3 protein-coding genes and 1 pseudogene are annotated in these 4396 nt (G+C 66.4%); 3 read left to right on the top strand and 1 reads right to left on the bottom strand.

Annotated elements, in window-relative coordinates:
• Positions 1-125: 125 nt before the first annotated feature.
• From Q1L59_RS00390 to Q1L59_RS00380, 3 genes and pseudogenes are all read left to right on the top strand, one after another.
• Positions 126-1286 (top strand): annotated as a pseudogene (locus tag Q1L59_RS00390) (Tn3 family transposase); the annotation flags it as partial.
• A 260-nt stretch (positions 1287-1546) separates the two neighbouring features.
• Positions 1547-1894: a nucleotidyltransferase domain-containing protein gene (locus Q1L59_RS00385; protein WP_300327320.1), complete on the top strand. Its 348-nt coding sequence runs from the start codon at positions 1547-1549 to the stop codon at positions 1892-1894.
• Between the two features lie 14 nt (positions 1895-1908).
• Positions 1909-2298, top strand: a complete 390-nt coding sequence (locus Q1L59_RS00380; RefSeq protein ID WP_300327319.1) for a HEPN domain-containing protein — start codon at positions 1909-1911, stop codon at positions 2296-2298.
• A 539-nt stretch (positions 2299-2837) separates the two neighbouring features.
• On the opposite strand, the gene Q1L59_RS00375 is transcribed toward Q1L59_RS00380, so the two are convergent.
• The coding region (locus Q1L59_RS00375) for a formylglycine-generating enzyme family protein (RefSeq protein WP_300327318.1) at positions 2838-4396 on the bottom strand (1559 nt) is incomplete at its 5' end.

Below are 4396 nucleotides of genomic sequence, written 5' to 3'. Positions count from 1 at the left end.
CGATAAGCGCCTTGTCCCACGCTGATGCCGGCCAAAATCCGCCCGACTACAGCGTGGGACTTTCCTCTTGTCTCACCCCGGAATAGCTCGGGACGCAGAGTCTTGAATCGGGCGGGACGTAACACCTGGCCAAAGACAAGAACCTGCTTCTGACCGCGATCCTGGCCGACGCGATCAACCTGGGCCTGACCAAGATGGCCGAGTCCTGCCCCGGCACAACCTACGCCAAGCTGGCTTGGCTGCAAGCCTGGCACATCCGCGACGAAACCTACGGGGCGGCACTTGCCGAGCTGGTCAATGCACAGTTCCAGCACCCGTTCGCCGAGCATTGGGGCGACGGCACTACGTCATCGTCCGACGGCCAGAACTTCCGCACCGGCAGCAAGGCCGAGAGCACCGGCCACATCAACCCGAAGTACGGCAGCAGCCCAGGGCGGACGTTCTACACCCACATTTCCGACCAGTACGCGCCGTTCCACACCAAGGTCGTGAACGTCGGTGTGCGCGACTCGACCTACGTGCTCGACGGCCTGCTGTACCACGAATCTGACCTGCGCATCGAGGAGCACTACACCGACACGGCGGGCTTCACCGATCATGTCTTCGCGCTGATGCACCTGCTGGGGTTCCGCTTCGCGCCGCGCATCCGTGACCTGGGCGACACCAAGCTCTACATTCCCAAGGGCGAAACCGCCTATGACGCGCTGAAGCCAATGATCGGCGGCACGCTCAACATCAAGCACGTCCGCGCCCATTGGGACGAAATCCTGCGGCTGGCCACCTCAATCAAGCAGGGCACGGTGACGGCCTCCCTCATGCTCAGGAAGCTCGGCAGCTACCCGCGCCAGAACGGCCTGGCCGTGGCGCTGCGCGAGCTGGGGCGCATCGAGCGAACGCTGTTCATCCTGGACTGGCTGCAAAGCGTCGAGCTGCGCCGCCGCGTGCATGCCGGGCTGAACAAGGGCGAGGCCCGCAACGCGCTGGCCCGCGCCGTGTTCTTCAACCGCCTGGGCGAAATCCGCGACCGCAGTTTCGAGCAGCAGCGCTACCGGGCCAGCGGCTTGAACCTGGTGACTGCCGCCATCGTGCTGTGGAACACGGTCTATCTGGAACGGGCCGCGAACGCCCTGCGTGGCCACGGCCAGGCCGTCGATGACGCCCTGTTGCAGTACCTGTCCCCGTTGGGCTGGGAGCATGTCAATCTGACCGGCGATTACCTCTGGCGCAGCAGCGCCAAGATCGGCGCGGGCAAGTTCAGGCCGCTACGGCCACTGCAACCGGCTTAGCGTGCTTTATTTTGCGTTTTCTGAGATGACCCCAACTTCGGCGGCGGGTTCGGGTGTCAGGAGATCGGTGGGGCGGCCGAGCAGCGACTCGAGCCGGATCTGCAGACCGCCGAGGTCGAACCACGTTCGCCAGCACGATGGCCGCCGTCGCCTGGCTGATGCCGCGGGTCGGGTAGCGCTGTGCTCGAGACTGCGGAAGGGTTCTTGAAATGCTATTCTTGCGGCCGATCGTCTCGACGAGTTTCGATAAGGAGTGACGCGTGCGACAAAGCGACCACATCGACCAGGACACCGAGGACGCGGTCCAGCGCTTTCTTGCTCTGATCGCTAGCCGCTACGACATCGCCGGCGCAATCGTCTATGGCAGTCGCGCCCGGGGGACGCATCGTCCCGACAGCGATGCCGATGTGGCCGTACTGCTGAACGGCGAACCTCAAAGGGTTCTGCCGACCACGCTGGCGATGGCCGACGTGGCTTACGACGTGCTGCTGGAGACGGGTATCAATATCGCGCCTCTGCCGGTGTGGCTGGATGAATGGGAGCGCCCGGAGAACTCCTCGAATCCGGCCCTGCTTTACAACATCGCCCGGGAGGGGGTCAGGCTGTGAGGGCGCAAGACCTGATGGCGAAGGCTCGGCAGGCGGTGGCATCGGGGCAGGTGCTGCTCGCTACCGGGGACGCTGACGGCGCCTCCAGCCGGGCGTATTACGCGATGTTTGACGCCGCCCGCGCCGCCCTGCTGGCCTCGGGGTTCGATGTGGGCAAGACGCACAAAGGCGTCCTCAACGCCTTCAGCGATCGTCTGGTCAGGAACGGGCCGCTGCCGAAGGAACTGGGCCGCCTCTTGAAACGCGCTGAGACCTTCCGCTACGTTGCCGACTACGAGGGCGATCTGGTGGAATTGAGCGATGCGCGGGAAATGGTGGAACAGGCTGCCGCCTTTGTGGCAGCCATGCGGGCCGCGTTCATGCCGGAAGAATCGAACGAGGAAAAGCCGGGAATGGGCGTATGACGGACGACCACAAGCCGTCGATGTTCGGCCCCTCGCTGCGGCACTTCCGCGCGAAACGTGTCGGCACAGGGTTTGGCGAGCGATGTCGACGGCCTGCCGTGAATCGCCAACGCGGGTTGCCGACAGTTGCGGGCTGGCCGACGGCAGCCATCGCCGACTGCAGCCGGGCTGTGTCGTCATCTTGAACGCAGGCCGGCCGCTTTCCCGGACCTGGCCGCGATACTCCGCACCGGCTCTGCAGGTCGACAGCAGGTGCTGCGCTCGTCGAGCCGCGTGCGTCGCAGTCGAAATCTCAAGCCGGCGTGCAGGTGTCGGAGCGCCTGCTCCGCCTGGCCTTTCGCGCCGCCAGTGCATGCCAGGCAAGCCGGGCCATTACCGCTAGCGCGCCGCGGCAAAAAAATTTTTTCGGGGGCTGGCGCCCCCGAACCCCCTGTTTCCTCAACACCACTCTCTTCATGTGGATTCATCGCAGTTCCTTCGTCATCGTCATCACGGGGTAAAGGGGGAAGGGAGCCACGGGGTCAGCTTCCTGCGCTCCGCTACGGAAGCATCCGGGAAGGACGGAAACCGGCATAGTTGTTCCGGTAGCCAGGCGCGTCCCAGATGCGGCAGGCCGAGCGGGCGTCCCCGGCATAGTCGTTCCAGGAGCCGCCGCGCAACACCCGACGGCCACAATCTCCCCCTTCCCACACCCGGCCATCGCCCGGCGCTCCGTTGTAATCGTCATGCCAGCAATCCGCCACCCACTCCCAGACATTGCCATGCATGTCGCGCAAACCCCACGCGTGCTCGTTGCGCTGCGTCGTGCCTACCGCGTGCAGCTTGCCCCCCGCGTTCTTCCAATACCACGCGTGCTCCGCCAGCCGACTTTCGTCGTCACCAAAATACCACCGCCCCGTGCTTCCACCACGCGCCGCGTATTCCCACATCGCTTCGCTCGGCAACTCGTACTTCCCTTGACCCTTGCCGCTCAGCCAACGCACGTACTGCTGCGCATGGTGCCAACTCACCCCGCTGATCGGCCGGTCCGCCAGGTGCGCATCCCGGTCTCGGTAGTACGTATCGGTGCCCGTCTGGTAGTGACGTGCGCTACCCGCCTGCCGCCACTCAGGTTCGTCGCACGCCTTCTCCTCGACGCACGCCAGGTACTGCGCAACCGTCGTCTCGCTCTCCGCCAGCGCAAAACGGCGCGCGAATGCTACTTCGTGCTGCGGCCCTTCATCAGCGAAGCGGTCCTTCTCCGACTCCGGCGAACCCATCCGGTAGCGCAAATCGCCCCCCACCACTCGCATCGTCGGCCCCCCAGCGTACGCCGCAAAACCGCAACCCGATACCCACCCCCCATCCCGCCAGCACGCCGCCGCCGCATCACCCGCCGCCACCGGCGCCGGCGGCGCGACGGGCGCGGCGGCGGCTTGTGGCGGAATCGTCTGTGCGGGCGGCGTAGCGACGGGCGCGGGCGTGACCGTCTCGGGAGGCGTGGTCGGTCTGGCTGAGGTGCCGCCCGGCAGGTCGCGCAGGACAAACCCGACGACGCCCGACACAGCGAGCGCGCCGACGACCAGCAGTGGTTTGGCGTGGCGCGTCTCCCACAGCGAGCGGACGGCCGTGCGCAGGCGGGTTGACGCTGTGCCGGCGGCTGTACCGGCTGGCGCGCTGCGCTTCGCGCCGGGCGCTGCCGATGTTGGGCTCGTGCCGGCGCGGGGGTTGCCGGCAGCGCGCAGCGGCGGCCGGTAGTTCGGGTCGAGGTCGCGGCGCAGCAAGCGGACGGGCTCGCCGGCAGCGCGCGCGCCGAGGTCGTGCAGCGCGGCTGCGAGCTTCTTGCGGTATTCGCTATTCGGGCGCTCGGGCGTCGGTGTGTTCTTCTGGTCTTCGCCGCCCCAGCGCAGCAGTTGGCTAGGCAACTCGCGTAGCGCCCAGCGCACGCTACGCACGTTCTCTTCGAGGTCGTGCCGCGCGATGCTGGCGGCGATTTGCTGCAGCAGCTTGCCGAACTGCCAGTAGTCTTCGCGCCAGTCGAGCTGGCGCAGCTCGTCGAGCGCGCTTCCGCCGTACCAACGCCAGAAGCGACTGTGGAAGCGCGCGTCGGCAAAGGATT

The organism is Accumulibacter sp. (assembly GCF_029255125.1).
Lineage (GTDB): Bacteria > Pseudomonadota > Gammaproteobacteria > Burkholderiales > Rhodocyclaceae > Accumulibacter.
The sequence above is the reverse complement of the archived record's forward strand: the minus strand, read 5'-3'. Positions and strand labels throughout refer to the sequence as shown.

Bases quoted from the DNA above. Each gene is read 5' to 3' on its own strand.
- Q1L59_RS00380 (WP_300327319.1), top strand. From the start codon at position 1,909: ATGGCGAAGGCTCGGCAGGCGGTGGCATCGGGGCAGGTGCTGCTCGCT.